This is a genomic window from Mesorhizobium sp. Arg314 (assembly GCF_053714275.1).
Genome location: NZ_JBSKBP010000014.1, coordinates 31,331 through 56,840, shown reverse-complemented (window position 1 = coordinate 56,840; position 25,510 = coordinate 31,331). Strand labels below are relative to the sequence as shown.

Sequence of the window (25,510 nt, the reverse complement as noted above, 5' to 3'; positions counted from 1 at the left end):
GATGTTGGAGAGGAAACAGAGGGCAGTCGGCTTACGGGCAGGCGATCTCGGCAAGGATCCAGTCGCGGAAGGCGCGGATCTTCGGCACGTTGCGGCGCGCCGTCGGATAGACCAGCCAATAGGCATGGCCGTCATCGCCCACCAGGTCGAAGGGCTGGACCAGGCGGCCGTCCGCGATCTCGTTCTTGAACAGCGCCCTGGTCAGGATCGCAACGCCATGGCCGGCAATTGCCGCGTTCGCCTCATAGGCCTGCGCGCCCATGCTGCTGCCCGGCCGTTTGGCGAGGTCATGCGCGCCGACGCCGGCGGCCTCGAACCATTGCGCCCACCAGATGTCGCCGGGATCGAGGATCGGCAAGCGCAACAGATCCGCCGGCTCGTTGACGCCGCCGATGCTCGCCGCGAGCTTGGGGCTCAGCATCGGGGTGAAATCGGCGTCGAGCAGTTTATGCGCCTCGAGGCCCGGCCACTTGCCGCCACCGGAGCGGATGGCGAGATCGACATCCTCGCGCGCGAAGTCGGTCAGGCGGCTCGACGTATCGAGCCGCACGGCAAGTGCCGGATGAGCGATCTGGAACGCGCCCAGATGCTGCGCCAGCCAGTTCGAGGCAAAGGTCAACACGGTGGTGACGCATAGCAGGCCGTCGGCGCCGCCGCGCGCCGCGGCATAGGCCTGGCCCAGAATGGCGAAGGCTTCGCTGACGGCGGGCGCCAGGCGCTGACCGGGCTCGGTCAATTCAATCTGCCGTGGACGGCGCAGGAACAGCGGCGCGCCGATGCGCTCCTCAAGCAGCTTGATCTGATAGCTCGCCGCGGCCTGGGTCATGCCCAGCTCCTGCGCCGCCTTGGTGAAGGACAGGTGCCGGGCCACCGCTTCGAACACCCGGATCGCCTGCAGCGGCGGCAGCGGCGCAAGCTGCGGAGAGCTGAGATCGGGCATAAGGCCTCCTTATGGGTCATGATCGAGGTTTGATTGGAAGCACGAACCGGCCAACCCGATATTTGGGGTCGACGATCAATCCAGTTCAAGCATGGCGAAGGCTGAAGATCATGGTCACGGTTCAGGAAAAGCTCGTTTCAACCCCGGTGCGCGGCTGGTTTTTCATGCTGGCGCGGGAATTCTCACGGTTTTCGGGCCGTAGGCGCGGCTATGTCGATGTCCGGGAATTGTCGGAGCATCTAAAGCGCGACATGGGCTTTCTCGACGGCAACGATCCGCGCGGCCGCTCGCAATAGCCGGCTGTTTTTATCGGTCGCGCGTGGGCTGTCCGGCTCGGATCATGCGCCGGCGAGCAGGGCTTCGGCCGTCCGCTCATCGGTGATGAGGCCGTTGACCAGCCGGCGATTGACGGCGGCAAGGATGCCCGGCAGTTTGCGTTCGCCCATGGCCAGGGCAATGACCAGCGACCTTTCCCGCGACGGCAGCGCGGCGGAGGAGACGCGGTCGTTGGTGATGCCCTCGATCATGCGGCCTTCGCGGTCGAAGACCCAGCCGACGATCTCGGCGATGCCGCCGGCTTTTTGCAGCGCCTTCAACTCGCTTTCCGAAATGAAGCCGTCCTCATAGAGCGGTGCCCTGGCACCGAGGTCGCCGATGCCGACGAAGGTGACGTCGGCCTCGGCGGCCAACGCCAGGGTCGGCTGGATCATCGGCTGGTTGAGCAGCATCTCGCGCTCTTCCGGCGAGGACGCGATGACCGGAAGCGGCATCGGGAAGGAGCGCGCCTTGACGCGGTCGGCCATGGTGAAAATGACGTTGTAAAAGGCCGCCGAACCGTCGGGCGAGATGTTGCCGGTCAAGGACACCACCTTGTGCTGCGGGCATTCCATCGGCGGCAGTTGCTCGATCGCCGCCTTCAGTGTTCGCCCGGTACCGATCGCCATGACGATGGGGGCTTCCGAGCGGAGCCGGCGTTCGATCTCGGCGGCCGCCGCCTCGGCGATGCCGATCGTCGTCGAGCTCGACGTCGGATCGCTCGGCACCACTTCGACAAGGTCGAGCGCGAAGCGTGACTTCAGCCGCGCGGCGAGGTCGAGGCAATTGGCGATCGGATGATCGACCCGCACCTTGATCAGGCCCTCCGACATGGCAAGCGATACCAGCCGCTGCGCCGTCTGCCTGGAAATGCCGAGCTTGGCGGCGATCTGGTCCTGCGTGTTGCCGGCAACATAATAAAGCCAGCCGGCGCGCGCGGCGTCGTCCAACCTCGTGCTGCCGGTTTCCTGTCGCGAATTCACGTCCTGCCTCCCGGCCCGTAGACAATCCTGAAACGGGCGCTATAGCTTACAGCGAATACGCCCGCGCGCAATTGTCTATCGAATGGGCAATTGCTTGGAGTGTTGCAGGCTCCCGAAGGATCAATCCGCCGCTTGCCCAGGCCATTTGCCGGCGGGACGGTTTATCTCCATCGGGAAACCCATTAAGGGGATCGGCGAAGGGAGCCGCGCATGACGCCGAAAGCCGTTTTCTGGGATATGGACGGGACGCTGGTCGACAGCGAGCCGCTGCATGAGGCAGCACTTGTGGCGGCGCTGCGCAGCGTCGGCGTCGCGCCGCCGGTCGACCTGCACGAGCGCGTGCTGGGCATCGCCGCATGGCCGGTCTACGAGATGCTGCGCGACGAGTTCGGCCTTGGCCTGCCGTTCGACGACTGGATCGTGCGCAAATATGATCACTACCTGCCGCTGGCCGAAACGCTGAAGCCACGCCCCGGCGCGATCGAAGTGTTCAACGAATTGCGGGCGCTCGGCGTCGAGCAGGCGGTGGTGTCCAACTCCGACCGGCTCATCGTCGACGCCAATCTCACCGCCGTCGGCCTTATCTATCCGGGCATGCGCACCGTGAGCCGCAACGATGTGATCGAAGGCAAGCCCTTCCCCGAGCCCTTCCTGCGCGCGGCCTATCTGGCCGGCGTCGATCCGGCGGATGCGGTCGCGGTCGACGACAGCCGCACCGGCGCCATGGCCGGACTGGCGGCGGGCATGAAGACGATCTTCTGGCCGGAAGCGCCGATGGAAGGTCCGCCCGGCGCCATCGTCATCAACAGCGCCAAGGAATTGCGGGCTCAGCTGGGACTCTGAATAAATTTTCCAGGCGTCGGCGCCGCCCCTCATCCGCCCTTCGGGCACCTTCTCCCCGTGAACGGGGAGAAGGAAGGAAGCCGCTCAATTCCGGTAGATCGGCTCTTCCTCGTCGAGGATCGCCTTCAGCTCGGCAAGATGGCGTTCGGCCTGGCCGGGGTAATCGTCCATTTCGCGCGCGGTCTTCTCGGCGATCTCGTCGGAGAGCGTGCGCAGCGGGCGGCCGGTCCACAACGCCTTGATGTAGGTCTCGGCGGCGCGTTCGAAATAGAACATGCGGTTGAAGGTGTCGGCAACGCTGTCGCCGATGACCATCACGCCGTGATTGCCCATGATCATCACCTTGACCTTGGGGTCGGCGAGAAGCTGCGAGCAACGCTCACCCTCCTCCTCGAAGGCCAGCCCGCCATAGTTGGCGTCGACGACATGGCGGTTGAAGAACATGGCGGAGTTCTGATCGACCGGCGGCAGCGTCGAATCGGCCAGCGAGGCAAGCACCGTGGCGTGGATCGAATGGACGTGCATGGCGCAGCGCGCATGCGGGACGTTGCGATGGATGGCGCCATGCAGGCCCCAGGCGGTCGGATCGGGCGCATTGGGACCGGACAGCGTTTCGGGGTCGTTGGCGTCGATCAAAAGCAGGTCGCTCGCCTTGATGCGCGAGAAATGCACCTGGTTCGGGTTCATCAGGAACTTGGTGCCGTCCTCATTGACGGACAACGAGAAGTGGTTGGCCACCGCCTCGTGCATGTTGAGCCGGGCGGTCCAGCGGAAGGCGGCGGCGAGATCGACCCGCTCCTCATAATAGGGCAGGTTGCTCAGCGGTTCCTTGTGCAGGCGGGCAAGGCTCATCGAAAATCCTCCGGTTAAGTCTTGTTTTTACGACAATGCCGCGCGTGGCCGCTGCCAGCAACCGCAAACTAATGGGTCAGGTCGCCCTCAGGCGGCGGGGCGCGCCGATTGCAGCCCGCCATGCTCGACGATGAAGTCGATCACGTCCTGCAAGCCCTTGCCGCGCGACAGATCGGTGAAGCCGAACGGCCGCTTGCCGCGCATGCGGGCGGCGTCGCCTTCCATCACATCCAGGTTGACGTTCACATAGGGCGCCAGATCGCTCTTGTTGATGATGAGGAAATCCGAGCGGGTGATGGCCGGGCCGCCCTTGCGCGGGATCTCCTCGCCCTGGCAGACCGAGATGACATAGAGGGTCAGATCGGCGAGGTCGGGTGAGAAGGTGGCGGCTAGGTTGTCGCCGCCGGATTCGATGAAGATGATGTCGAGGTCGGGGAATTTTTTGTTCAACTCGGCGATGGCGCGCAGATTGATCGAAGCATCCTCGCGGATGGCGGTGTGCGGGCAGCCGCCGGTCTCGACGCCGACGATGCGCTCCTCGGGCAATGCTTGTAGCCGCGCGAGCATCATCGCATCCTCCTTGGTGTAGATGTCGTTGGTGACGACGGCGATGGAGAAGTCGTCGCGCAACGCCTTGCAGAGCTTTTCGGTGAGCGTCGTCTTGCCGGAGCCGACAGGGCCGCCGATGCCGATGCGAAGAGGACCGTTTTTCGACGTCATGCCGGAAACTCCGTGATGGCAAGAACTGCGAAGCCCAGCCCGATCAGCAGGCAGAGCGGCGAATAGAGGCGCTGGTCGAGCCGCGCGAAAGGCTGTTCCGGAGCGAGCCGGCGCCACCAGGGTGTGAAGCCGGCAATGCCGCGCCCAAAGAAGACGAGGCCGATCATCAATGCCGTGGCCGCCAGGCCCTGCTTTGGAAAGGGGGTCGCAAAAGCACCCTCGAGCGCCAGCGGCCACAGCGTTGCGAGAACGAGGCAAGCGGCGACAGCGAAGCTCGCGAGGGCCGAAGGCATCTCGTCGACGCCGCGGAAGCCGACGACGGCGCGGGCGCAGGATGCCTGATCGGTGCCCGGCCAGATGCCGCCTATGCCCCAATAGACATGCAGCGCGGTGATAACCAGCAGGACGAAAGAAAGGGTGACAGCGAGGACGATCATGCGCGGAACAGCCGCGAATATTGGGTTTCGTGCTTCATGGCCATGATGTCGGAGTTAATGGCCGCGCCGCCCAGATCGTCCAGGCTGGAAGCGGCGGCGCGTGAGGCAGTCATCAGCGCCAAAGGCTCGAAGCCGGCTAACAATGCGACAGCATCGGTTTGGCCAATGACACCAAGCCTGATCGCCGCCTGCACCAAATTGGAGAAGAAGGCCTGCAGGAAGGCGGACAGCGCCTCCGAAAGGCCGATGCCGCCGCTGCCCGCAACGGCACCGACCGCAACGCAATAGGGGCAATCGGCCGGCAAGCGCTCCAGCGCCGGGGACGACCAGGCGGACGCCGCCTCGAGAAAGGCCGTGCCCTGCAGCATGGTTTCTAGATGACGTTCCTGCGAGCCAGCCAGCGCCTCGGTCAGCGCGGCGACTTCCGCCAGGTCGCCACCGTCACGCGCGCGCCGCCAGCTTTCGGCGAAGAGCACGGCGTCGTTCCAGGCCGATCCCATCTCGACCAGCGTCTCCAGCCACCGGGCGAGATCTTCGCGATCTCCGATCAGGCCATCATGCACGGCGCGCTCGAGGCCATGGCTGTAGGAGAAGCCGCCGACCGGAAAGGCCGGCGACAGCCAGGCCATCAGCCGCAAAAGCGCGACGCTGGAAAGCTGCTCAGTCATGGTGATGGTGGTGACCATGGTCGTGATGATGATGGTCGTGCACATGATCATGGTCATCGGGGTCATGAACATGGTGGTCATGCGAATGGCCGTGATCGTGACTGGAATACGCACCGCGCACCGGGCTGAACGGTTGCGAAACCTCGCTCACCTTGGCGCCGAGACCTTCCAGCATCGCCTTGATGACATGGTCGCGCAGGATGAGGATGCGGTCCGGCTCGATGCTTGCCGCTAGGTGCCGGTTGCCGATGTGCCAGGCAAGCTCGGTGAGATGCACGGCGTCGCGGGCGCGGATGTCGTAGACCTCCTCCGGCGCCGCGACGATCTCGATCTGACGGCCATCCTCCAGCACCAGCCGGTCGCCATTGGCGAGCGCCACCGGCTCGGGCAGGTCGACCAGCACCTTGTCACCGGCCGCCGTCTCGATGGCGCGGCGGCGCAGATGCCGCTCGTCATGCGGCAGCACCGCTTTGTCGTATGGCGCCGCCGAGCCGGCTTCGCCGGCGGAAAGCACAGAAACGGCGCGCGGGAATTTGGTGAAATCGGTGGTGATGTTGAGCTTCATTTCATGGCTCCGCCGTTAGCTTGCGCGCAGGCACGAGCAGGTCGCGACAGCACGCGGTCGAAATAGGCATTCACCCGATCGGACTCGATTGGGAATCGCCCGGCGCGGGCCCAGTTGCCCATATCGCCGAGCAGCACATCGACAGCAGAGAACCGAACCCCCAATGCGAAGGGCTTGTCGGCGAGCCGGCGATCGAGCGCTTTCACTTCCGAGGCGAAATCATGGGTGGCAGCCGGGCCGACATCGACCCGCACTTCCTTGGGCAACAGAAAGCGGTGGCGCAGCTTGTTCCACAGCGGCGCTTCCAGCTCGCTCTGGGCAAAATGCATCCAGGAATCCATCTCGGCGCGGCCGGCGAGGCCCGGATTGGCGCCCATGCCTTTGTCGGCATGCTTGTCCGCCAGATAGACGCAGATCGCGGCCGAATCCGTGATTTTCAGATCGCCGTCGATGAGGATCGGCACTTTGCCCGAAGGGTTGAGCACATAGGCTTCCGGCGAGCGTAACTTGACCTCGACGAACTCGTAGGGCTGTCCGAGCTCCTCGAGCATCCAGAGCACCCGGCTGACCCGGGATCCACGTGATCCGACGGCCTTGTACATGGTTGAATCCTGCATTCCCCAAATCTAGACCAACGCGGGCATCGGCCCAATGCCTCTTACACGATGGTGTCGAAGAGCCGCAGGATGAACGATATCTGGTAGATCAGCGCCGCCGCGACGAAGGCGATATGGAAACGGCGGTCGCGAACCAGAATCGCCACCAGGCAAAGCGCCACGAAGACGGGCGTGCGGATCAGATATTCGTTGCCGAAGCGGGCGAAATGCTGCGGGCCCTTGAGCAGCGTGTCGATGACGTCGAGCAGATAAGTCGCGCCAAGCAGCCCGAAGAACCAGGCGCGGCGCGAATAAAAATAGTCCTCGTAGCTGGTGTAATCGAGCATCGAATCCGGAAACAGCAGCGCACAGAGCAGGAACAGCGTGATGGCGTAGAAGATGATGAACAGGTATTTGCCGAAGGTCCAGGACTGGATGGCGTAGAGCCCGAACTCCCACCACCAGAAATGCACCAGCATCAACAGCACCGAGCCGACCCAGGCGAGATGCACCGCGTAGAGCCGGTACTGGCCGGGATGCTGGACAATGCGGGCAGTTCCCGAAAGCAGCCGGGTGACGCCAAGGCCGATCACCATGCCCATGACGATACGGATATGCGGGAAGATGTCGTGCGGAGAAGCGATTTCGGTGGGCATCGGCCTTAAACAGAAATGCGGAAAAGAAGCGCGGGTGATTCAGTCTCGCAGGAAATCGCCCATCGAAAGCGGCCCACCTGGCCAAAATCGACCGTCGAGCGCCTGCTTGGATGTAAAGGGAGGTTCGCCGGGGAAATGTGCCCTCCTGAATCCTGTCTCCCTGACAGCAACAGGCAAAGCGGCCTTATACGCCTCCTCGAAGATTTGGGCGGGATATCGGCGAAGGCTCGGGCTATCCTTAATGATGCCGTCGATCCAAGTACGCTGCTCGGAAATCGACGCCTGCCAGCTATGGCACCTGTGGCCGGGTTGGAATTCCCACTTCAACAGGTGTGTGATCAGCACTTCCATCCGGCTACGGATCTCCCGCTTGTCCCTCCTTCCCAAGCTCTCGATCTCCTCGGCCAAATTCTCGCGGTCAAGCTCGGAAAGACGCCCCTCGCGCAGCAGCGCGCCTTGCTCGGCACACCACTGGACAAAATCCGCTTCATAGGGCGTCAGCGCCCGGAGACGATCAATCCTGTTCATGGGCGCATGATGCCCTCAATTTGCGAAAATCGCAAAGAAGGCCCAGTCTGCGCGTCCGGACGCCGCGATCAGAACAAAAAGTACCGTTGCGCCATCGGCAGCACGGTCGCCGGCTCGCAGGTCAACAATTCGCCGTCGGCGCGAACCTCATAGGTCTCCGGGTCGACCTCGACATGCGGCGTGGCGTCGTTGAGCACCATGGAATGCTTGCCGATCCCGCCGCGCGTGTTCTCGACCGCGATCATCGCCTTGTCGACACCCAGCCTGCCCTGCAGGCCGGCATCGAAGGCGGCCTTCGAAACGAAGGTCACCGAGGAATTTGTCAGCGCCTTGCCATAGGCGCCGAACATCGGCCGGTAGTGCATCGGCTGCGGCGTCGGGATCGAAGCATTCGGGTCGCCCATCGGCGCCGCGGCGATCGAGCCGCCGACCAGCACCATCTCCGGCTTGACGCCGAAGAAGGCCGGGTTCCACAGCACGAGATCGGCGCGCTTGCCGACCGTTATCGAGCCGACCTCCTTCGACAGCCCGTGCGCGATCGCCGGGTTGATCGTGTATTTGGCGATGTAGCGACGGACGCGGAAATTGTCGTTGTCGCCGATTTCCTGAGGCAGCGCGCCGCGCTGGCGCTTCATCTTGTCGGCGGTCTGCCAGCAGCGGATCGCCACCTCGCCGACGCGGCCCATCGCCTGGCTGTCGGAGGAGATGATCGAGAAGGCGCCGATATCGTGCAGGATGTCCTCGGCCGCGATCGTCTCCTTGCGGATGCGGCTTTCGGCGAAGGCGATGTCTTCCGGGATCGACGGCGACAGATGGTGGCAGACCATCAGCATGTCGAGATGCTCGGCCAGCGTGTTGACGGTGTAGGGTCGGGTCGGGTTGGTCGAGGACGGGATGACGTTGGGCAGGCCGCAGACCTTGATGATGTCGGGCGCGTGGCCGCCGCCGGCGCCCTCGGTGTGGAAGGCATGGATGGTGCGGCCCTTGATGGCCGCCACCGTGTTCTCGACAAACCCTGACTCGTTCAGCGTGTCGGTGTGGATCATCACCTGCACATCGTAGTCGTCGGCGACCGAAAGGCAGCAGTCGATCGCCGCCGGTGTGGTGCCCCAATCCTCATGCAACTTCAGCGAGCAGGCCCCGGCCAGCACCATCTCCTCAAGCGCCGCCGGCCGCGAGGCATTGCCCTTGCCCGACAGTCCGATATTCATCGGAAAGGCGTCGAAGGACTGGATCATGCGCGCCATGTGCCAGGGCCCCGGCGTGCAAGTGGTGGCCAGGGTGCCGTGCGCCGGCCCGGTGCCGCCGCCAAGCATCGTTGTGATGCCGCTCATCAGCGCTTCCTCGATCTGCTGCGGGCAGATGAAATGGATATGCGCGTCGAAGCCGCCGGCGGTCAGGATCCTGCCTTCGCCGGCGATGATCTCGGTGCCGGGGCCGATGATGATGGTGACGCCGTCCTGCGTGTCGGGATTGCCGGCCTTGCCTATTGCCGCGATGCGGCCGTCCTTCAGGCCGATATCGGCCTTGACGATGCCGGCGAGCGCATCGACGACCAGCGCGTTGGTGATCACCGTATCGACCGCGCCGTCCGCCCGCGTCACCTGGCTCTGGCCCATGCCGTCGCGGATGACCTTGCCGCCACCGAATTTCACCTCTTCGCCGTAAACAGTGAGGTCCTTTTCGACCTCGATGAACAACTCGGTGTCGGCAAGCCGCACCTTGTCGCCGACCGTCGGGCCATACATCTGCGCATAGGCGGCGCGGGTTATCCTGGCCATCAGCGATTGCTCCCGAAATTCAGGTTGCCAAAAGTAAGGTTGCCCAAAGTAAGGTTGTTTGGGCGCGAGCTGCACATTGTCGCCACCCAATGGTCACGCAATGACCCGCTCAGTGACACCTTGCGCTCCCATTTGGCGGTTGAGGTGGCCTGGTCAGCCCAAAACGACCGTTTGCCAAACCGATGGAAGGAACATCCATGCGCAAAACGATATTCTTCGCCGTGGCCGCCACCCTGATGATGGCGGGCACTGCCAGCGCTCAGCAGCAGCCGACGCCGCAGCCCGGCCCGGCGCCGACCGCACCCGCGCCGGCCGCGCCTAAGGCTCAGCCTGGCGTACCGGCGATCCAGAGCGTCAGCATCATCGACATCACCGAACTGCCCAAGGACACGCAGACGCAGGTCAACCAGATCGTGGCGCAGCGCGGCGACGTCGGCCTGCAGACATTGCGCAAATCGATCGACGCCACGCCCAAGGTGAAGTCCGCGCTGGAGGCCAAGGGCGTCAGCTCGGCGCAGGTGATCGCCGCCAGCATGCAGCCCAACGGCGCGCTGACACTGATCACCAAGAAGGCGAGCTGATTGCACGCCAAGGCGGGCCGGTTCGCGGCCCGCCAGCCAGTTTTTGAAGGGAACCTCCGGCCAAGCAGAACCGTTTCGCTTTTTTCGCCCCGCCACGAGTTCAGTCAGGAGCGAGCGATGGCGAATGTCTCGCGCTTTGCAAAATGGACCCCTGTGGTTGCCGCCACGCTTTTCATGGCCGCGCTCCATGCCGCATCCGCCGCGCAGCCGCTGAACGGCAACAGGCCGGCCGCTGCAATCGTCGATTCCGAAATCCGGCAGGAGGAGACGCTTTCCAGGACGGAAGCCGGAAAGGTCATCACGGCCATCGACCGCACCCGCGAAAACATCGGCACGGTGCGCAAGACCACCAAGCTCGACACGGTCGACATCGTGTTCCTGACCGATGCGGCGCGCAGCGAAGGCGGTCCGCCACCAGCGATCGAGAACAAGGTGAAGCAACATAAGGACGATGTGGCCGAACTGCGCCGGGAGATCGAGGCGAATGCCTTGCTCTTCAACGCGATCGATTCGCGGCGCGTGCTGGCCGAGGACGTGCTTGCGGTGGAGTTCGACAACCCCGGCAAGATCGTCATCTACGCCGCCGCCAAGCCGCCGAAGTGATTTGAGCGCGCCGGCGGACGTCACAGCTTGCCCATCACCTTCTGCTGGAAACCATAGACCTCGCGCTTGCCGCCCAGCGGCACCAGGGTGACATCACGCTCCTGCCCCGGCTCGAAGCGCATGGCGGTGCCGGCGGCGATGTCGAGCCGCATGCCGCGCGCGCGTTCGCGGTCGAATTTCAGGCCCTCATTGGTCTCGAAGAAGTGATAGTGGCTGCCGACCTGGATCGGCCGGTCGCCGCTGTTGGCGACCTTGAGCGTGACGGTCGGCCGGCCTTTGTTGAGCTCGATCTCGCCCTTGGCCGCGATGACTTCGCCGGGGATCATCGTGCCCTCACAAAACGCCGAAGGCCAGACCGACGCCGACCGCCGCGCAAGCGGCCCCGGCGGCGCGCGCCATGCTTCGGAAGCGCAGGCCAAGCCTGAGACCGGCCGCAATGCCGAGGCCATGGAGCAGCGCCGTGGCGGCGGCAAAGCCCGCCATATACTCCAGCCCACCGGCATTTTCGGGCACTTCCGTGCCGTGGGCATGACCGTGGAACAGCGCGATCACACCGATGATGGCAACGCCGGCCGAGACTGGCAGGTCGACCGCCAGCGCCACCAGCAGACCGAGCGCCACGACGGAAGCCAGGATGCCCGGTTCGACGAAAGGCAGCGGCACATGCAGCATGCCGAGCGCGGCGCCGACCAGCATGACGCCAAGGAAGGCGAGCGGCCAGGCCCACACCGCCTTGCCGCCCTTCATCACCGCCCACAGGCCGACGGCGAGCATGACCGTCATATGGTCGAGCCCTGACAGCGGATGCGCGAAACCGGCGGCGAAGGAAGAGGGCGTGCCGGCGCCGACATGGGCTTCAGCCGGCATTGCCGCAGCCAGCAGCAGAATGGCGGCGAGCGTGCCGCGTGTCGTCGAAGCGGAGATCATCTTTCTGCCCTTTCCAATTGACCCGGTTAAGCGGCCTTGCGCGGACCGCAACCTTCGGCCTTGATAACGCGCCTGGTCGATGGCGGATATTTCGTCAACTTGAATGCCGGCCGGATCGGTCGCGGCGAGAAATTGCCGCCGCAATTCGGGCAGACGCCGCCGAGAACATTGTCCACGCAGTCGGCGCAGAAGGTGCATTCGAAGGTGCAGATCAGCGCATCGGCTGCCTCCGGCGGCAGATCCTTGTCGCAGCATTCGCAATTGGGCCTGAGCTCCAGCATCGGTCTCACCTTATGGGTTCGTGCACGGTCACCAGCTTGGTGCCGTCGGGAAACGTCGCCTCGACCTGGACGTCGTGGATCATCTCGGCGATGCCGTCCATAACCTGGGCGCGGGTGACGACATGCGCTCCCGCCTCCATCAGCTCGGCGACCGGACGGCCGTCGCGCGCGCCTTCGACGACGAAGTCGGTGATCAGGGCGATGGCTTCGGGATGGTTGAGCTTGACGCCTCGTTCCAACCGCTTGCGCGCCACCATCGCCGCCATGGCGATCAGCAGCTTGTCCTTTTCACGCGGCGTCAGGTTCATGCAACTTCCCGGCAATCGAAATCAGAGTGACCACAATTTGGGCAGGCCCGCCCGCCCATTGAGCAGTTCGACGAGCGGAACCAGCCGCTTGCGGAGCTGGTAGCCGTCGCCGGCACAAAGCCTCGCAAGAAGCTTGCCAGATCGGCCGACGCTCCAGAAACTGGCGCCGCCCTCGCCCCCGACATGGGGGTCGCCGATGATGGCGCGGGCCGGCTCCAGCAGGCTTTCCGCTTGCGGCGAAACGAGCAGCAAGGTGGCGACGGCAAGCGCACCGCCGGTCGCCGCCGGTCGCTGGAGCGTTGCCGCGATATGCTGGCCGACCCGGAAATCCTCCGCATGGATCAGCGCGCCGCCCTGGCGGACTCGCCAGCGGTCATGGAAACTGCCGTTGAGCGGCCGCTCGCCCATCGCAAGCCGGCCGAACAGCGTTGCTTCGAGTATCAATGCCTCGGCATCCTGCGCGAGTTCGACATCGAGCCTGCGGGCGAAGGCGGCATGATCGAAAACGATGGTTTCCTGCGGCAGCCAGGCGATGCGGCCGCGTGGGGCGACCCGCAGGCCGACGCTTGTCTCGGCCCTGTCGGCGGCGGCGCGATAGACCTTCTCGCAGGCCTGGGTGGTGACGGAAACGGAGGCGTCGGCGCCAACCTCGATCGCCCAGCCGAGGCGGTCGCCGCCGGTCAGCCCGCCGGCGGTGTTGATCAGCACCGCCTCGAGCGGGTCGCCTTGCACCGCCGGCAGCCGGATTTTGGCCGATCCGTCCTGGTAGAGCCGCCGCAAGCGCGTCCGGCCACCGCTTTTGCCGCAGAAAAGCCTGCCTAGCCCGGCAACACGTTGCGCGGCAGGCAAAGGAGCGGCGGGCCGCGAGCTGTTCTCGATCATGTCCACGACCCCAGGTTAAGCACTCCGACGGCTTTGTCGATATATCGCTTGTTGCTTGACATCGTTTCGGTTTCTATAGAGGGAAGCCACCCTGGAGCGGTCGCGCGGTGCCTGGCGAGGGAAGGGCAACGGCGTTTGTTGGATCCGGGGATCAAAAAGGGGCGCTGATCCGTTGGCGTCGGGAACGACAGGGAAGGAACCGAATGGCTGACCAGCTGACGACCGAGATCATCGAAAAGATCAAAGCGCATGCCGATACTGGCGGCGAGGAAATCACCACCAGCACCGATCTCAGCGCGCTCGGCATCCATTCGCTGGAGTTGACCGAGATCATCTTCGATCTCGAGGAAAAGTATGGCATCGAGATCGAGATGAACACCGTCGACGCCTGGAGCAATCTCAAGAACGTCGGCGACATGGTCGAGGCGGTTCGCGAACTGATCGCGAAAAAAGCCTGATCGCATGCAAAAACGCGTCGTCATCACCGGCATTGGCGGAATTTGCGGGCTCGGCAACGATGTGCCGGCCATGTGGGATGCCATGCGCGCCGGCCGCTCGGCCATCGGACCGATCGACAATCCGTCGCTGCATGACCTCAAGGTCAAGACCGGCTGCGAAATCAAGCAATTGCCGGACCATGGCATCGACCGCAAGCAGGTCGTGTCGATGGACCGCTTCAGCCTGCTGGCGGTGATCGCGGCGCGGGAAGCCATGCGGCAGGCGGGATTGGTTGCACATGCCGACAACACCTACCGGATGGGCGCAATCGTCGGCATCGGCGTCGCGGGCTTCGAGACCATCGAGGAGAATTACCGCGCAATCCTGATCGAGGGGCGCAACCGCGCCGCCATCTTCACCGTGCCGAAAGTGATGCCGGGTGCGGCCGCCGGCCAGGTCAGCATGAATCTCGGGCTGCGCGGCCCCGTTTTCGGCGCCACTTCGGCCTGCTCGTCGGCCAACCATGCGATTTCCACGGCGGTCGACCAGATCAGGCTCGGTCGCGCCGACGTCATGCTTGCCGGCGGCACCGAAGCGCCGCTGGTGTGGGGCGTGCTCAAGGGCTGGGAGGCGCTCAGGGTGCTTTCGCCCGACACCTGCCGGCCATTCTCGGCCGACCGCGCGGGCCTGGTGCTTGGCGAAGGCGCCGGCATGGCGGTGCTTGAAAGCTACGATCACGCGATGGCGCGCGGCGCCACCATCTTGGCCGAGATCGCCGGCGTCGGGCTTTCGGCCGACGCTGCCGACATCGTCGCGCCGACCGTCGAGGGACCGGAAGCGGCGATGCGTTTCTGCCTGGCGGATGCCGGGCTCAATCCGGAAGATGTCGACTACCTCAACGCGCACGGCACCGGCACCAAGGCCAACGATCAGATCGAAACCGCGGCAATCAAGCGGGTCTTCGGCGAGCATGCCGCTTCGCTTTCGGTGTCCTCGACCAAGTCGATGCATGCGCATTGCCTGGGCGCTTCCGGCGGGCTGGAGATGATCGCCTGCGTCATGGCGATCCGCGACGGCATCGTGCCGCCGACCGCCAACTACCGTGAACCGGACCCGGACTGCGACCTCGACGTGACGCCGAACCTGGCGCGCGAGCGCAAGGTGCGCGCGGCGCTCAGCAACAGTTTCGCCTTCGGCGGAACCAATGCGGTTCTGGCCTTCAAGGCGGTCTGATCGCAGCCGCCCGGTTGACTGTGTGCGCATGGCAAGCCGGTTGCCGGTGTATTGATCGAGGCCGGCCGGGGTCCTAATTCTTTGCTCACCCGCCATGAGCGCCGCCCGGCGCCGAGCCCCATCCGGAGTTTGCGATGACCGACCTATCCGCCTTTCCGATCGCCAAGCGCTGGCCGGCGAAGCATCCGGACCGCCTGCAGCTTTATTCCGCCACGACCCCCAATGGCGTGAAGGCGTCGATCGCGCTGGAAGAGATCGGCCTGCCCTACGAGCCGCATTACGTAGATATCGGCAAGAACGAGAGCTGGACACCGGAATTCCTGTCGCTCAATCCGAACGGCAAGATACCGGCGATCATCGACCCGGACGGTCCGGGCGGCAAGCCGATCGGCCTGTTCGAGTCAGGCGCTATCCTGCTCTATCTGGCCGACAAGACCGGCAAGCTCATTCCCGCCGATCCGGCACGGCGCTACGAGACGATCCAGTGGGTGTTCTTCCAGATGGCGGCGATCGGCCCGATCTTCGGGCAGGTCGGCTTCTTCCACAAATTCGCCGGGCGCGAGATCGCCGACAAGCGGCCGCTGGAGCGTTACCGCGACGAGTCGCGGCGACTGATCGGCGTCCTGGAAACGCGGCTGAAGGGCCGCAAGTGGATCATGGATGACGACTACACCATTGCGGACGTGTCGATGCTGGGCTGGGTGCGCAACCTGATCGGCTTCTACGAGGCGCGCGAGCTGGTCGGCTTCGATGATTTCCCGACAGTGGCCGAATGGCTGGAGCGCGGCCTGGCGCGGCCTGCGGTGAAGCGGGGCCTCACCATTCCGGCGAAGGGCTAAAAGCGTTCCAGGAAAAGTGTGGATCGGTCGGGCTCGGCGACTTCGCCGCAGCCTTCCGTCCGGAATCGCGTAAATTCTAAAGCGCGTCGCGCTGAGCCGGATTCAAGCGACGCGCTTTAAGTCTTTGTTTTGATGCATGTCGTTGCCCCAGAACCGCTGCACACTTCTGGGCGACATGCATTAAACGCTATTTCGCCTTGGCCTTGGCGCCACCCCGGCCGAACATGGAAGCCGCAAGCCGCGCGGTGGCGACGACCGCGCCTGTCGCAACGCTTGCCGCAGTGCGGATCGGTCCCGACTTCTTTGCCGCCGGCTTGGGGTGCTTCGCGCTCCTGGCCGCGACCTTGTGAACCGTGCCAGGCGTCACTTTCTTCGGGGCCGCCTTGCCGAAAGCCGGCTTGGCATCCTTCGAACGCTCGGCGACCGCTGGGCCGGCGCCGGCCTTGGCCTGCGTCGTCCTGGACTGGTTGGCCCTGTTTTTCTTGGGCGCGGGTTTTCTGCTGTTGGTTGCCATCTGACGGCTCCTGCTATTTTCTTTTTCGCAATTCCGGGACGGAAAGCGGTTGCACACTCTCCTGGAATTGCTCCGGCGCCGGACAATTCGGGATAGGGTCATAACGACGTGAAAACCTTAAGGTTCCCGTCGGAAAGTATTGAAAATTGAGCGGGTTAACCAACCACCATATCGGCCGGCCGGCGCCGCGCCAGCACCCGTTCGATGTTGGGCATGTCATTTGAAGCGATCCAGGCGCGGGCGTCCTCATCGGACTTGCCGTGGCCGCGCCAGCGCTCCATCAGCCGGCGCTCGAGCTCATTGCGCGGCACGTCGACGAAGATGGTGAAATCGAAAAGCGGCGCCAGCCGCGACCATGGCTCCTCGTCGAGCAGCAGATAATTGCCCTCGACCAGGATGAACTTGGTGTCGGCGCCGACGATCTCGGCCGCCGCGCGCGACAGTTCGATGCCGCGATCGAAAACCGGCATGGCGATATCGGGTTCGCCGGAACGGATGCGCTTCAGCAGTGTCTCGAAGCCGGCGAAATCGAAGGTTTCCGGCGCGCCCTTGCGGGGGCGCAAACCACGGCGGTTGAGAATGATGTCGTCATAATGGAAGCCGTCCATGGACACGACCTCCGCGCTGCCCTCCGGCAGCAGCTCATGCAGCGAAGCGGACAATGTCGACTTGCCTGAACCTGGCGGGCCAGCGATGGCGACGATGAAGCGCTTGGCCTTGCCGGCGCGCTTGAAGATGGCGGCTGTGATATGGGCGATCTCGGACATCGGCGCCTTTCCGGGTGCGGTTCGGCCCGCATCTTGGCGGGTGTGGATGGAAATTTCAAACCTGGTTCCTGGAAGCCGAGGTTTCAACCGATTGTTTGGCAGTCTCCCGCCTTCGAAATTAGGCGAAGACGCCCCATCCCATCGTCATCCACGGGCGGAGCAAGGAGCGAAGCGACGCGCGCAGACCCGAGGATCCACGCCGTTACGCGTGAGCGCCGCCTACGGTGCAGAATTTTGCTCCGCTGCACTCTGCGGCTGAGGTCACGGCATCGATTCCAGGTCTGCGCGCGTCGCTTCGCTCCTTGCTCCGCCCTGGAATGACGAGCTTTTAGAACGCTCTGCCCCCTGAGCCCTTACGCCGGAACCGAGCGGCCGATGCGCAGGAACTCGCCGTCGAACGGCACCTCCCGCGCTGCCCCGTCGGAAGCAAGCACGCGCAATCGGTCGGGCGCGGCTTCCAGACCGCTCGGCGGCTCGGCCTGGGCGAACGGAACCGCGCCGATGACATGGCGGAACGAGACCGACCGTCCTTCGGCAAGTGCAAAGGCCGTCGCCACGCCTTCGTGCTTCAGCCAGTTGTCGCCCAGCGAAGCGGTGTGGCCGACAGCCGTGCGGCCATCCTCGATGCCGAGCACGCCGATATGGCGGCCGCTCCAGGGCGCGTAGTCGCGGCCGCCATTCGAGAACCACAGCATGGTGACCGGCAGTTCGGCCGGGTTCTTCAGCACCAGCACCAGGTCCTGCTCGGCGCGGCGGGCGATCGCCGTCCAGCCCGGGCCGCCGTGATCCGCCTCGACCAGGGTGATGAAATCCTCGCGCCTGTCCTCCATGCGGTAGTCGGTGAGGTCGGCGGTGCCGCCGGCGGCCAGCGGGAACTGCGTGAGATCCGTGGCGCGGGCCGGATAGGCCAGCCGAAAACGGCCGCGCGCGGGATCGGGCTCGAGCGGCGTCGGGGGCGTGACCGCCACGCGCTTCGGCGAAAACGCCAACCAGCCGCCGCCCTGCATCGCGGTCATCGGATGATGGGCGACGGAGACGGCGCCGGAGCCACCGGAAAAGACGTGTTCCTGGTAGAGGAAGGGATGGCCGTCGCGCAGCGTTAAGACCTTGTCGACGGCCGCGCCCATCACCTTGCGGCGCAGCCGGAAGACGGCCCGCCAGCCTCCGGCAATAGCGCCGTTTTCGACGACGTCCCATTCGCTGTTGGCCGGCCAGCCATGCAAGGGTGCCGCCTCGACGTCGCTGGTGGAGAAGGGAGCGCAGAGGAAATCGCCGGACAGTCGCACGGTACCTTCGGCCAGGTTTTCCGGCAGCGTCTCGCGCGGCGCGCCGACCCAGGGGGCGCGATGCAGCGGCTTCAGGATAAGGCCGTCGATTTCGACCTGCATGGCGGCGATGTGGCCAACGGCGAGATCGAGCGAAACCGAGACGCCCTTTGCGCCGATCGTGACCGTATCCATGCATACCTCCCCGAATCTTTGAGATCAGCAGAACCTGCTCTGCGCCTTCTCCGCAAGCGGGACGGCTGGCATTTTGCATCACTGCTGTTTGCAGTGGCGGCGCGGGAGACCACTTCTCGACTGTCGGCGCCGCCCCTCATCGCCCTGCCTGGCACTTCTGCCCGAATAGGGACGGGGAGAAGGGGCAGGCCGCAACGCCGGCGCGTCTCGCCACAACTTTGGCGATTAGCGAAAACATCGGCGATAGCGCCCCTCTCCCCGTTTACGGGGAGAGGATGCCGGCAGGCAGGTGAGGGGCGGCGCTGGCCTCTGAAAGGAAGCAAAAGCTGGGCAAATTCGTTTCTATCGCCGTTAACCAGTTGGACGTGGCGGACGGGTTACGTTAGCTTCGCCGCATCTCAGCAACAGCTTTAGAACCGTCTTGCCCACTCCCTTCCCTATCCTGCAAAAACTGATCGCCGTGCTGGCACTTCTCGCGCTCGCGACCGGCTGCACGACGGCCGCGCCGCCGGAAAGCGTGCTGACCGTCCCGGCGCAGCCGCAGAAATACGCGGCGATCGTCGTCGATGCCTCGACCGGCAAGACGCTGTTCGAGGTCAACTCGACGGCGCAGCGCTATCCGGCCTCGCTGACCAAGATGATGACGCTCTACATGCTGTTCGAGGCGATGGAGACCGGCCGCGTCACCAAGGAGACGCGGATCCCGGTTTCCGACCATGCAGCCTCGCAGCCGCCGACCAAACTGCGTTTCCGGCGCGGCGAGACGATCGACGTCGATTCCGCCATCCGCGCCATGGTGGTGAAGTCGGCGAACGACGTGGCGGTGGCAGTGGGCGAATATCTGGGCGGCGGCAGCGAGGACCGGTTCGCCGCCATGATGACCGCCAAGGCGCGGCAGCTTGGCATGAGCAGCACCAGTTTCCACAATGCCTGCGGCCTGCCCGACGATGCGCAGGTGACCACGGCGCGCGACATGGCGGTGCTGGGCCTTGCGCTCGAGCATCGCTTCCCGCAGCATTTCCACTATTTCTCGGAAAGCGACTTCATGTTCCGCGGCCGGCTGGTGCGCGGCCATAACGACATGCTGGGACGGGTGCGCGGCGTCGACGGCATCAAGACCGGCTATATCCGCGCCTCCGGCTACAACATCGTCACCTCCTACAATGCCGACGGACGGCATCTGATCGTGGTGGTGATGGGCGCAGCCAGCGCGCGCCAGCGCAACGACCATGTCGAGCAGCTGATCCAGCGGAGTTTGAGGCCGACGACCGCCGACGCCGCCCAGCCCAGGCTGATGTATGCCGGGCAGCAACCGGCCTCGCCACCGCCCGGCCTGCCGGCGTCGGACTCAGCGTTGCCCGGTCTGCCGCCGCCGGGTTCGGTCTCGCCCGCGTCGTCGCTGCCGGGTTTGCCGGCAGCCGATTTGCCGTCGCCGGATCTGGCGTCGCCCAGTTCGCCGCTACTGCCGACGCAATAAAGCGTCGTGAAGGCCCTGCCTGCACCGGCTAACCTATCAGCCTCGTCATCCAAGGGCGAAGCAAGGAGCGAAGCGACGCGCGCAGACCCTGGGATGACGAACCAACGGGCGCGTCGCCCTATCCCGTTGCCCTACCTAACCACCAGCACCGGGATTTCCGTCAGCGACACCACCTCCGCGGTTTGGCTGCCGAGCACCAAGCGGCCGATGCCGCGGCGGCCATGCGAGGCCATGACGATGAGATCGGAGCCTTCGCTGGCGGCGACCTCGAGGATCGCCTCGGCGGGCGCCTTGTTCTCGACATGGATGCCCTTCGAGCCGACACCCTTCGCATCGGCCTCGGCCTTGCATTTGTCGAGCACCTCGCGGCCGTATTTGCGGGCGTTTTCCTCGTAATTGGTGAGCTCGTCGGCGGCGACATAGCCGGCCATCGCACCGCCCCAGGCGAGCGCCGGGAAGGGTTCCGAGACGTTGAGGAAGGTGACGGCGGCGCCGAGGCCCTTGGCGAGTTCCAGGCCGTGGGCGACGCCCTTGCCGGCGAGCTCCGAGCCGTCGGTGGTGATCAGGATTTTCTTGTACATGATGACGATGCCTCATTGTTGCGTTGGCGGGAGTGGGCTTGAGGGTGATGTAGTTTGCCGAATGGCCTGGCTACAGGGGTGGGGATGGTGCCAGCGGCCCGGGATCGTCGCGCCAGCGGCCGGGCATCAGATTTTTCGAGGATGGCGCCGCCCCTCACCTGCCTGCCGGCATCCTCTCCCCGTATGGTGACGGGGAGAGGGGCGCTGCCGTCGCCGGCTTCGCCAATCGCCAGCGTTGCAGGAAAAGCGCCGAGGTGGCGGCCAGCCACCTTCTCCCCGTCACTATACGGGGAGAAGGTGCCCGAAGGGCGGATGAGGGGCGGCGCGGACTCCGGAGATTGGCCGCTGCTCGCCAGTCCTTCGGATTGCGCTCTCCGCTACGGCTTTTTGCCCGGACAGCACCCCCCACCCCATCACAACAACTTGTTCTGTCACACGAGTTACACACTCGGCATGGATATGCCGCGCCGGCTTGGCGTATCGTAGCCGCAAAGACAGGAGCACCGAGCATGGCCAGCGACCCCAAGGCGCAGAAGAAAGCGGACGACGAGAACGACGTCGCCGGCGAATATCTCGAAGCCGAGACCGTGGCGGAGGACCCGCATGAGGCGGCCGACGAGATCCTCGAAGCGCCGGAGGTGCCGGACTCCGAACCGCACGTGCCCGGCACCGCCAGGGTCAAGCCCAAGAAAAAGCCCTCGGCGATCAGCGGCAGGAAGTTCCGCAAGCGCGACCTTGTGCGCATCGACGATTTGAGGCCGAGCCTAGCCGACCGCATCCGCGCCGATCATCCCGACCTGCCGCGCGGCGCCCGCGTCAGCCGCGCCGAGCTCGGCCGCTACCGCATGCGCTACATGGAGGAATTGCTGCAGCAGGAGCATGGCGAATTCTCCGAGCTCGACCGCCAGGTGGTGGAATCGATCGCGAGACAGGACACGATCTCGGAAAACTCGGAAGACGAGTTCGAGGAGCATCGCTCGTTTGCCGACCGCGTCTCCGACGGCATGGCCGAGTTCGGCGGCAGCTGGTGGTTCCTGATCTCGTTCGCCGGCATCCTTTTGGTGTGGATCGGCATCAACCTGCTCGAAGGCATGGCGGGCGCCTTCGACCCCTACCCGTTCATCCTGCTCAACCTGATGCTCTCCTGCATCGCCGCCATCCAGGCGCCGGTGATCATGATGAGCCAAAAGCGGCAGGAAGCCAAAGACCGGCTGCGCTCCTTCAACGACTACCGGGTGAACCTGAAGGCCGAGCTGGAAGTGCGGCACCTGCACGAAAAGCTCGACTACCTGATCTCGCGCCAATGGCAGAGGCTGGCCGAGATGCAGCAGATGCAGCTCGACGCCATGCACGAGCTGGCAAGCGCGAAGAAGCAGAAGCGGGCGACGCATGGCACGAGACGGAGGGTGGCGAAGGCCGAGGTGGAGGGGTGAGGCCTGGGAGCCTGGGTTCCTCGCCCCCACGAAGCGGGTACGGAGCGGGGAGAGGTGGCTCGGCAAAGCCGAGACGGAGAGAGGGGGAGCGCCATGGCCGATAGGCTATCGGTGGGACAATCAACCATCACAAGTCGTCGCCATTCCAATTGGCCGTTGAAGCCCGCAGCGGCTTCCGCTAAGAAGCCTTCGACGGCCGGCTCACCGGCCGGTTCGTTTTCCGGTTCCCCGGGAAGCACCCGTAGCTCAGCTGGATAGAGCGCTGCCCTCCGAAGGCAGAGGTCACAGGTTCGAATCCTGTCGGGTGCGCCATCTGCTGGCGCCATAGCCCTCACCCCAGCGTCTCCCTGATCGCCGCCGCCAACCGCTCCACCCCGTCCCGCGTCTGTGCCGCATCACATGCCGCATAGCCCAGCACCAGCCCTTGCGTCGGCGCCGTGTTCTGGAAGTATTTCGACAGCGGCGAGACGTTTATCGCCCTTCTTGCCGCCGCCTGGCTGACCTTGATGTCGTCGATGCCTGCCTTGAGATAGCCCACCACCTGGATGCCGGCTTCGGCGGGGGACAGCGTGATCTCGTCGCGCAGGCGCTCGGTCACGATCTCGCGGAAAAGCTGGCGGCGCTGGGCGTAGATGCGGCGCATGCGCTTCAAATGCCGGCTCATATGGCCTTCGGTGATGAAATCGGCCAGCGCCGCCTGCAGCAGCAGGGGCGCGAACTGGCCGGTGGTGGAGAGCGCGTTGACGATGCGGCCGGCGAGTTCCGGCGGCAGCACCATGAAGCCGAGGCGAAGCGCGGGGAACAACAGCTTGGCGAAGGTGCCGACATAGATGACGCGGCCGGAACGGTCCATGCTCTGGATCGCCGGCACGGGGCGGCCCTGAAAGCGGTACTCGCCGTCGAAATCGTCCTCGATCACCCAGGCGTTCGCGGTCTCGGCGATGTCGAGCAGGCGCAGCCGCTCCTCCATGCGCATGGTGATGCCGAGCGGATGCTGGCAAGCCGGCGTCACATAGATGAGGCGGGGCAGCGGGTTCGGCATGTCGAAACGCCAGCCGCGCTCCTGGTCGACCGGGATGGGCAGGATTTTTGCGCCGGCCACGGTGAAGGCGGCCTTGGCGCCGTAATAGCCGGGCTCCTCCATCCACACCGTGTCGCCAGGGTCGAGCAAAAGGCGGGCGAGAAGATCGAAGGCGGCCTGCGCGCCGGTGGTGACGACGATCTGCTCGGGCCGGCAGCGCACGCCGCGCGCCGAGAACAGATAACCGGCGATCGCCTCTTTCAGCGCCGGATGTCCGGTGACGTCATAGGTGCCGAACAGGGTCTCGCCGCCATGGCTGGCGCGGCGCGCGACCAGCCTGCCCCAGACGCCGAAGGGAAAGCTTTGCGCATCCGGCATGCCGGGGTGGAAGGCGACATGGCCCGGCCTGCCGTGATGATAGGGCTGGCTGAGCAGTTGCTGGCCGCGCCGCGAGGGCGCGCGCAGCGGGACAGGCGGCGCCTCGCGCGGTGCTTCTCGCGGACCGTCGGGCAGGTCGACGATGACAGGGCGCGCGCCCTGGCGGTTGGCGAGGTAGCCCTCGGTGACGAGCTGGTCATAGGCGGTGACGATGGTGTTGCGACCAAGGCCAAGCTCGGCGGCCAAAGCCCGCGTCGAAGGCAGCTCCGAGCCCGGCGCCAGCGTGCGGTCGCGGATGATGGCGACGAGGCCGTGATAGAGCTGGCGCGAGAGATGCTCGGGGCTGGCGCGGTTGACCGCCAGCATGTCGAGGGGGAAGGCCTGGGGCTTGGGGTGGAGGCGCATGGGTGTCAGTCTCTGCGGCCTGCTGGCCGCGGAAGCTTCCAAAGAGCTTGCTTTGCAGCGTCGAGTTCCCGCCCACCCCCCTCTGGCCTGCCGGCCATCTCCCCCGCAAGGAGGGAGATCAGATGTGGCCGTCGCTTTCGCCAATCGCCAACGTCGCAGAAAAAGCGCCGGCGGCGGAGCCGCCAATCTCCCCCCTTGCGGGGGAGATGGCCGGCAGGCCAGAGGGGGGTGCCTCGCGCCGACGACGGACGCTTAGATCGGGCAATGAACCTCGGCTCTTGCATATGCAACACCCCTTCCATGGTCCCTCCCCCCATGCTGCCACAGCCGTGGCCGGACTTGAACTGGTTCCTTCATTTTCCGGAAAACTGGTCCTCGCGAGGGAGACAGAGCGGCGTAGACTTAACCCTATGACGTTGGGGTAAGACGTCGACGGGAAGGCAAGTTCGGCAAGACGCTGGGAGGGCGTCCGGCCGAATGAAGAAGCGGCAGGGCTTCGCGCCCCGCCGCCAGAACCGCAGCCATTTCCTCCCGAGACCGGACACCCCGCAGCCATCCCGGCTGCGGGGCGGAAAGCGAGCAATGACGACAGTTCGACTTGGCATCAATCCGATCACCTGGACCAATGACGACGTGCCGGAATTGGGCGGCGACACGCCGCTGGAAACCTGCCTCAGCGAGACAGCCGAGGCGGGCTATGCCGGCACCGAGCTTGGCGGCAAGTTTCCGCGCGACAGCCGCGCGCTGAGGCCGATCCTCGACCATTACGGGCTGGCGCTGGTCTCCGGCTGGTATGACGGCCGCATCTGCGAGAAGGATGTGGACGAGGAATTCGAGGCGATTCGGCCACATTTGACTTTATTGCGCGATCTCGGCGCCAGAGGTGTCGTCTATGCCGACACCTCGCGCGGCCGGCATGGCGCCATTCACGACCCGATCTCGCAACGGCCGAAGCTCATGGACGGGGAATGGAAGGCCTACGGCGCCAAGATCACGCGGCTGGCCGAACGTTTTTCCGATTTCGGCGTCGGCATGGCTTTCCACCATCACATGGGCACGATCGTCGAGACCGACGAGGAGATCGACAGACTGATGCATAGCACCGGCGAGGCGGTCGGCCTGCTCTACGATACCGGGCACTGCGCCTTTTCCGGCGGCGACCCGGAGCAGCTCTTGCGCCGGCATGTCGAGCGCGTCGTGCATGTCCATTGCAAGGATGTGCGCCCGGCGGTGCTGAAGAAGGCGCGCGCGACCGACATGAGCTTCATGGGCGCGGTGATGGATGGCATTTTTACAGTGCCCGGCGACGGCGCGATCGACTATCCGACGCTGCTCAAAATCCTCGCCGATAAGGGCTATTCCGGCTGGCTGGTGGTGGAGGCCGAGCAGGACCCGGCCAAGGCGCATCCCTTGACCTATGCGACAATGGGGTATCGCAATCTGAAGAAGCTGGCGCAAGGCGCAGGCTTCTACGTGCACGAGCGCAAGGCCTGAAGGC

At 64.9% G+C, this 25,510-nt stretch carries 31 protein-coding genes and 1 tRNA gene; 11 read left to right on the top strand and 21 right to left on the bottom strand.

Annotated elements, in window-relative coordinates:
- Positions 1–31: 31 nt before the first annotated feature.
- A complete protein-coding gene (gene gcvA, locus ACWGS9_RS17045; RefSeq protein WP_454506345.1) occupies positions 32–940 on the bottom strand; it encodes a transcriptional regulator GcvA in 909 nt (302 codons plus the stop codon).
- 110 nt (positions 941–1,050) lie between these two features.
- Between gcvA and ACWGS9_RS17040 the strand changes: the two genes are divergently transcribed.
- Positions 1,051–1,236 (top strand): hypothetical protein, encoded by a 186-nt coding sequence (locus tag ACWGS9_RS17040; RefSeq protein WP_454506344.1) that lies wholly within the window; start codon positions 1,051–1,053, stop codon positions 1,234–1,236.
- A 42-nt stretch (positions 1,237–1,278) separates the two neighbouring features.
- Here ACWGS9_RS17040 and ACWGS9_RS17035 read toward each other — a convergent pair whose 3' ends face one another.
- A complete protein-coding gene (locus ACWGS9_RS17035) occupies positions 1,279–2,238 on the bottom strand; it encodes a sugar-binding transcriptional regulator (protein ID WP_454506343.1) in 960 nt (319 codons plus the stop codon).
- Between the two features lie 210 nt (positions 2,239–2,448).
- Here ACWGS9_RS17035 and ACWGS9_RS17030 point away from each other — a divergent pair, with 210 nt between their 5' ends.
- Complete coding sequence (locus ACWGS9_RS17030) at positions 2,449–3,081, top strand: HAD family hydrolase (RefSeq protein ID WP_454506342.1); 633 nt, start codon at positions 2,449–2,451, stop codon at positions 3,079–3,081.
- 84 nt (positions 3,082–3,165) lie between these two features.
- On the opposite strand, the gene ACWGS9_RS17025 is transcribed toward ACWGS9_RS17030, so the two are convergent.
- From ACWGS9_RS17025 to ureC, 9 genes are all read right to left on the bottom strand, one after another.
- Positions 3,166–3,933, bottom strand: a complete 768-nt coding sequence (locus ACWGS9_RS17025) for a class II aldolase and adducin N-terminal domain-containing protein (protein ID WP_454506341.1) — start codon at positions 3,931–3,933, stop codon at positions 3,166–3,168.
- 87 nt (positions 3,934–4,020) lie between these two features.
- Positions 4,021–4,653, bottom strand: coding sequence for an urease accessory protein UreG (gene ureG / locus ACWGS9_RS17020; protein ID WP_454506340.1), 633 nt, complete (start codon positions 4,651–4,653; stop codon positions 4,021–4,023).
- Complete coding sequence (locus ACWGS9_RS17015; RefSeq protein ID WP_454506339.1) at positions 4,650–5,090, bottom strand: DUF3995 domain-containing protein; 441 nt, start codon at positions 5,088–5,090, stop codon at positions 4,650–4,652. Before ACWGS9_RS17015 ends, ureG begins: the two co-directional genes overlap by 4 nt.
- Complete coding sequence (locus tag ACWGS9_RS17010) at positions 5,087–5,803, bottom strand: urease accessory protein UreF (RefSeq protein WP_454506442.1); 717 nt, start codon at positions 5,801–5,803, stop codon at positions 5,087–5,089. The genes ACWGS9_RS17015 and ACWGS9_RS17010 overlap by 4 nt, the downstream gene beginning before the upstream one ends.
- Positions 5,751–6,323 carry an urease accessory protein UreE gene (gene ureE / locus ACWGS9_RS17005; RefSeq protein WP_454506338.1) on the bottom strand — a complete coding sequence of 191 codons (573 nt, stop codon included), beginning with the start codon at positions 6,321–6,323 and terminating at the stop codon, positions 5,751–5,753. The genes ACWGS9_RS17010 and ureE overlap by 53 nt, the downstream gene beginning before the upstream one ends.
- The gene (locus ACWGS9_RS17000; protein ID WP_454506337.1) at positions 6,320–6,925 is read right to left on the bottom strand and encodes a glutathione S-transferase family protein; all 606 of its coding nucleotides are present in this window, start codon (positions 6,923–6,925) and stop codon (positions 6,320–6,322) included. Before ACWGS9_RS17000 ends, ureE begins: the two co-directional genes overlap by 4 nt.
- Positions 6,926–6,981: 56 nt before the next feature.
- Complete coding sequence (locus ACWGS9_RS16995) at positions 6,982–7,575, bottom strand: hypothetical protein (RefSeq protein ID WP_454506336.1); 594 nt, start codon at positions 7,573–7,575, stop codon at positions 6,982–6,984.
- A gap of 39 nt (positions 7,576–7,614) precedes the next feature.
- The gene (locus ACWGS9_RS16990) at positions 7,615–8,103 is read right to left on the bottom strand and encodes a DUF29 domain-containing protein (RefSeq protein WP_454506335.1); all 489 of its coding nucleotides are present in this window, start codon (positions 8,101–8,103) and stop codon (positions 7,615–7,617) included.
- A gap of 68 nt (positions 8,104–8,171) precedes the next feature.
- On the bottom strand, positions 8,172–9,884 hold the full coding sequence (gene ureC, locus ACWGS9_RS16985; protein WP_454506334.1) for an urease subunit alpha: 1,713 nt from the start codon (positions 9,882–9,884) through the stop codon (positions 8,172–8,174).
- Between the two features lie 197 nt (positions 9,885–10,081).
- On the opposite strand from ureC, the gene ACWGS9_RS16980 reads away from it, so the two are divergent.
- Both ACWGS9_RS16980 and ACWGS9_RS16975 read left to right on the top strand, forming a co-directional pair.
- Positions 10,082–10,465: a hypothetical protein gene (locus tag ACWGS9_RS16980; protein WP_454506333.1), complete on the top strand. Its 384-nt coding sequence runs from the start codon at positions 10,082–10,084 to the stop codon at positions 10,463–10,465.
- Positions 10,466–10,582: 117 nt separating this feature from the next.
- On the top strand, positions 10,583–11,068 hold the full coding sequence (locus ACWGS9_RS16975; protein ID WP_454506332.1) for a hypothetical protein: 486 nt from the start codon (positions 10,583–10,585) through the stop codon (positions 11,066–11,068).
- Between the two features lie 20 nt (positions 11,069–11,088).
- On the opposite strand, the gene ACWGS9_RS16970 is transcribed toward ACWGS9_RS16975, so the two are convergent.
- The 5 genes from ACWGS9_RS16970 to ACWGS9_RS16950 are packed head-to-tail and all read right to left on the bottom strand — an operon-like array spanning position 11,089 to position 13,466.
- A complete protein-coding gene (locus tag ACWGS9_RS16970; RefSeq protein ID WP_320216387.1) occupies positions 11,089–11,394 on the bottom strand; it encodes an urease subunit beta in 306 nt (101 codons plus the stop codon).
- A gap of 7 nt (positions 11,395–11,401) precedes the next feature.
- Positions 11,402–11,995 carry a HupE/UreJ family protein gene (locus ACWGS9_RS16965; protein ID WP_454506331.1) on the bottom strand — a complete coding sequence of 198 codons (594 nt, stop codon included), beginning with the start codon at positions 11,993–11,995 and terminating at the stop codon, positions 11,402–11,404.
- A 26-nt stretch (positions 11,996–12,021) separates the two neighbouring features.
- Complete coding sequence (locus ACWGS9_RS16960; RefSeq protein ID WP_454506330.1) at positions 12,022–12,276, bottom strand: DUF1272 domain-containing protein; 255 nt, start codon at positions 12,274–12,276, stop codon at positions 12,022–12,024.
- A gap of 5 nt (positions 12,277–12,281) precedes the next feature.
- On the bottom strand, positions 12,282–12,584 hold the full coding sequence (locus ACWGS9_RS16955) for an urease subunit gamma (protein WP_041003069.1): 303 nt from the start codon (positions 12,582–12,584) through the stop codon (positions 12,282–12,284).
- A gap of 21 nt (positions 12,585–12,605) precedes the next feature.
- The gene (locus ACWGS9_RS16950) at positions 12,606–13,466 is read right to left on the bottom strand and encodes an urease accessory protein UreD (RefSeq protein WP_454506329.1); all 861 of its coding nucleotides are present in this window, start codon (positions 13,464–13,466) and stop codon (positions 12,606–12,608) included.
- A 203-nt stretch (positions 13,467–13,669) separates the two neighbouring features.
- Here ACWGS9_RS16950 and ACWGS9_RS16945 point away from each other — a divergent pair, with 203 nt between their 5' ends.
- From ACWGS9_RS16945 to ACWGS9_RS16935, 3 genes are all read left to right on the top strand, one after another.
- The gene (locus ACWGS9_RS16945; protein ID WP_454506328.1) at positions 13,670–13,924 is read left to right on the top strand and encodes an acyl carrier protein; all 255 of its coding nucleotides are present in this window, start codon (positions 13,670–13,672) and stop codon (positions 13,922–13,924) included.
- A 4-nt stretch (positions 13,925–13,928) separates the two neighbouring features.
- Positions 13,929–15,137, top strand: a complete 1,209-nt coding sequence (locus ACWGS9_RS16940; protein WP_454506327.1) for a beta-ketoacyl-[acyl-carrier-protein] synthase family protein — start codon at positions 13,929–13,931, stop codon at positions 15,135–15,137.
- 134 nt (positions 15,138–15,271) lie between these two features.
- Positions 15,272–15,976, top strand: coding sequence for a glutathione S-transferase family protein (locus ACWGS9_RS16935; RefSeq protein WP_454506326.1), 705 nt, complete (start codon positions 15,272–15,274; stop codon positions 15,974–15,976).
- 187 nt (positions 15,977–16,163) lie between these two features.
- On the opposite strand, the gene ACWGS9_RS16930 is transcribed toward ACWGS9_RS16935, so the two are convergent.
- From ACWGS9_RS16930 to ACWGS9_RS16920, 3 genes are all read right to left on the bottom strand, one after another.
- Entirely contained in the window at positions 16,164–16,490 is a 327-nt protein-coding gene (locus ACWGS9_RS16930; protein WP_454506325.1) for a hypothetical protein, read from the bottom strand.
- Positions 16,491–16,645: 155 nt separating this feature from the next.
- A complete protein-coding gene (locus ACWGS9_RS16925; protein ID WP_454506324.1) occupies positions 16,646–17,257 on the bottom strand; it encodes a nucleoside triphosphate hydrolase in 612 nt (203 codons plus the stop codon).
- Between the two features lie 353 nt (positions 17,258–17,610).
- Complete coding sequence (locus ACWGS9_RS16920) at positions 17,611–18,717, bottom strand: hypothetical protein (protein ID WP_454506323.1); 1,107 nt, start codon at positions 18,715–18,717, stop codon at positions 17,611–17,613.
- Between the two features lie 421 nt (positions 18,718–19,138).
- Between ACWGS9_RS16920 and ACWGS9_RS16915 the strand changes: the two genes are divergently transcribed.
- Positions 19,139–20,194 (top strand): D-alanyl-D-alanine carboxypeptidase family protein, encoded by a 1,056-nt coding sequence (locus ACWGS9_RS16915; protein WP_454506322.1) that lies wholly within the window; start codon positions 19,139–19,141, stop codon positions 20,192–20,194.
- A gap of 131 nt (positions 20,195–20,325) precedes the next feature.
- Here the strand turns inward: ACWGS9_RS16915 and ACWGS9_RS16910 are convergent, their stop codons facing one another.
- Positions 20,326–20,775: a universal stress protein gene (locus tag ACWGS9_RS16910; protein WP_454506321.1), complete on the bottom strand. Its 450-nt coding sequence runs from the start codon at positions 20,773–20,775 to the stop codon at positions 20,326–20,328.
- Positions 20,776–21,284: 509 nt separating this feature from the next.
- Between ACWGS9_RS16910 and ACWGS9_RS16905 the strand changes: the two genes are divergently transcribed.
- Both ACWGS9_RS16905 and ACWGS9_RS16900 read left to right on the top strand, forming a co-directional pair.
- A complete protein-coding gene (locus ACWGS9_RS16905) occupies positions 21,285–22,208 on the top strand; it encodes a DUF1003 domain-containing protein (RefSeq protein ID WP_454506320.1) in 924 nt (307 codons plus the stop codon).
- 235 nt (positions 22,209–22,443) lie between these two features.
- Positions 22,444–22,520: transfer RNA gene (locus tag ACWGS9_RS16900), tRNA-Arg, on the top strand.
- A 19-nt stretch (positions 22,521–22,539) separates the two neighbouring features.
- Here the strand turns inward: ACWGS9_RS16900 and mocR are convergent.
- On the bottom strand, positions 22,540–24,012 hold the full coding sequence (mocR, locus tag ACWGS9_RS16895) for a rhizopine catabolism transcriptional regulator MocR (RefSeq protein ID WP_454506319.1): 1,473 nt from the start codon (positions 24,010–24,012) through the stop codon (positions 22,540–22,542).
- Positions 24,013–24,594: 582 nt separating this feature from the next.
- Between mocR and iolE the strand changes: the two genes are divergently transcribed.
- Complete coding sequence (iolE, locus tag ACWGS9_RS16890; protein WP_454506318.1) at positions 24,595–25,506, top strand: myo-inosose-2 dehydratase; 912 nt, start codon at positions 24,595–24,597, stop codon at positions 25,504–25,506.
- Positions 25,507–25,510: the final 4 nt, after the last annotated feature.

What these genes read in the sequence shown, in the direction of transcription:
- ACWGS9_RS16930 (WP_454506325.1), bottom strand. Translation starts at nt 16,490, where the DNA reads ATGGCAACCAACAGCAGAAAACCCGCGCCCAAGAAAAACAGGGCCAAC.
- ureG (WP_454506340.1), bottom strand. Translation starts at nt 4,653, where the DNA reads ATGACGTCGAAAAACGGTCCTCTTCGCATCGGCATCGGCGGCCCTGTC.
- iolE (WP_454506318.1), top strand. Translation starts at nt 24,595, where the DNA reads ATGACGACAGTTCGACTTGGCATCAATCCGATCACCTGGACCAATGAC.
- ACWGS9_RS16935 (WP_454506326.1), top strand. Translation starts at nt 15,272, where the DNA reads ATGACCGACCTATCCGCCTTTCCGATCGCCAAGCGCTGGCCGGCGAAG.
- ACWGS9_RS16950 (WP_454506329.1), bottom strand. Translation starts at nt 13,466, where the DNA reads ATGATCGAGAACAGCTCGCGGCCCGCCGCTCCTTTGCCTGCCGCGCAA.
- ACWGS9_RS16980 (WP_454506333.1), top strand. Translation starts at nt 10,082, where the DNA reads ATGCGCAAAACGATATTCTTCGCCGTGGCCGCCACCCTGATGATGGCG.
- ureC (WP_454506334.1), bottom strand. Translation starts at nt 9,884, where the DNA reads ATGGCCAGGATAACCCGCGCCGCCTATGCGCAGATGTATGGCCCGACG.
- ACWGS9_RS16910 (WP_454506321.1), bottom strand. Translation starts at nt 20,775, where the DNA reads ATGTACAAGAAAATCCTGATCACCACCGACGGCTCGGAGCTCGCCGGC.
- ureE (WP_454506338.1), bottom strand. Translation starts at nt 6,323, where the DNA reads ATGAAGCTCAACATCACCACCGATTTCACCAAATTCCCGCGCGCCGTT.
- ACWGS9_RS16995 (WP_454506336.1), bottom strand. Translation starts at nt 7,575, where the DNA reads ATGCCCACCGAAATCGCTTCTCCGCACGACATCTTCCCGCATATCCGT.
- ACWGS9_RS16925 (WP_454506324.1), bottom strand. Translation starts at nt 17,257, where the DNA reads ATGTCCGAGATCGCCCATATCACAGCCGCCATCTTCAAGCGCGCCGGC.
- ACWGS9_RS17030 (WP_454506342.1), top strand. Translation starts at nt 2,449, where the DNA reads ATGACGCCGAAAGCCGTTTTCTGGGATATGGACGGGACGCTGGTCGAC.
- ACWGS9_RS16990 (WP_454506335.1), bottom strand. Translation starts at nt 8,103, where the DNA reads ATGAACAGGATTGATCGTCTCCGGGCGCTGACGCCCTATGAAGCGGAT.
- ACWGS9_RS16945 (WP_454506328.1), top strand. Translation starts at nt 13,670, where the DNA reads ATGGCTGACCAGCTGACGACCGAGATCATCGAAAAGATCAAAGCGCAT.
- ACWGS9_RS17015 (WP_454506339.1), bottom strand. Translation starts at nt 5,090, where the DNA reads ATGATCGTCCTCGCTGTCACCCTTTCTTTCGTCCTGCTGGTTATCACC.
- mocR (WP_454506319.1), bottom strand. Translation starts at nt 24,012, where the DNA reads ATGCGCCTCCACCCCAAGCCCCAGGCCTTCCCCCTCGACATGCTGGCG.
- ACWGS9_RS17040 (WP_454506344.1), top strand. Translation starts at nt 1,051, where the DNA reads ATGGTCACGGTTCAGGAAAAGCTCGTTTCAACCCCGGTGCGCGGCTGG.
- gcvA (WP_454506345.1), bottom strand. Translation starts at nt 940, where the DNA reads ATGCCCGATCTCAGCTCTCCGCAGCTTGCGCCGCTGCCGCCGCTGCAG.
- ACWGS9_RS17025 (WP_454506341.1), bottom strand. Translation starts at nt 3,933, where the DNA reads ATGAGCCTTGCCCGCCTGCACAAGGAACCGCTGAGCAACCTGCCCTAT.
- ACWGS9_RS16920 (WP_454506323.1), bottom strand. Translation starts at nt 18,717, where the DNA reads ATGGATACGGTCACGATCGGCGCAAAGGGCGTCTCGGTTTCGCTCGAT.
- ACWGS9_RS16965 (WP_454506331.1), bottom strand. Translation starts at nt 11,995, where the DNA reads ATGATCTCCGCTTCGACGACACGCGGCACGCTCGCCGCCATTCTGCTG.
- ACWGS9_RS17000 (WP_454506337.1), bottom strand. Translation starts at nt 6,925, where the DNA reads ATGTACAAGGCCGTCGGATCACGTGGATCCCGGGTCAGCCGGGTGCTC.
- ACWGS9_RS16975 (WP_454506332.1), top strand. Translation starts at nt 10,583, where the DNA reads ATGGCGAATGTCTCGCGCTTTGCAAAATGGACCCCTGTGGTTGCCGCC.
- ACWGS9_RS16940 (WP_454506327.1), top strand. Translation starts at nt 13,929, where the DNA reads ATGCAAAAACGCGTCGTCATCACCGGCATTGGCGGAATTTGCGGGCTC.
- ACWGS9_RS16905 (WP_454506320.1), top strand. Translation starts at nt 21,285, where the DNA reads ATGGCCAGCGACCCCAAGGCGCAGAAGAAAGCGGACGACGAGAACGAC.
- ACWGS9_RS16955 (WP_041003069.1), bottom strand. Translation starts at nt 12,584, where the DNA reads ATGAACCTGACGCCGCGTGAAAAGGACAAGCTGCTGATCGCCATGGCG.
- ACWGS9_RS16970 (WP_320216387.1), bottom strand. Translation starts at nt 11,394, where the DNA reads ATGATCCCCGGCGAAGTCATCGCGGCCAAGGGCGAGATCGAGCTCAAC.
- ACWGS9_RS17010 (WP_454506442.1), bottom strand. Translation starts at nt 5,803, where the DNA reads ATGTGCACGACCATCATCATCACGACCATGGTCACCACCATCACCATG.
- ACWGS9_RS16960 (WP_454506330.1), bottom strand. Translation starts at nt 12,276, where the DNA reads ATGCTGGAGCTCAGGCCCAATTGCGAATGCTGCGACAAGGATCTGCCG.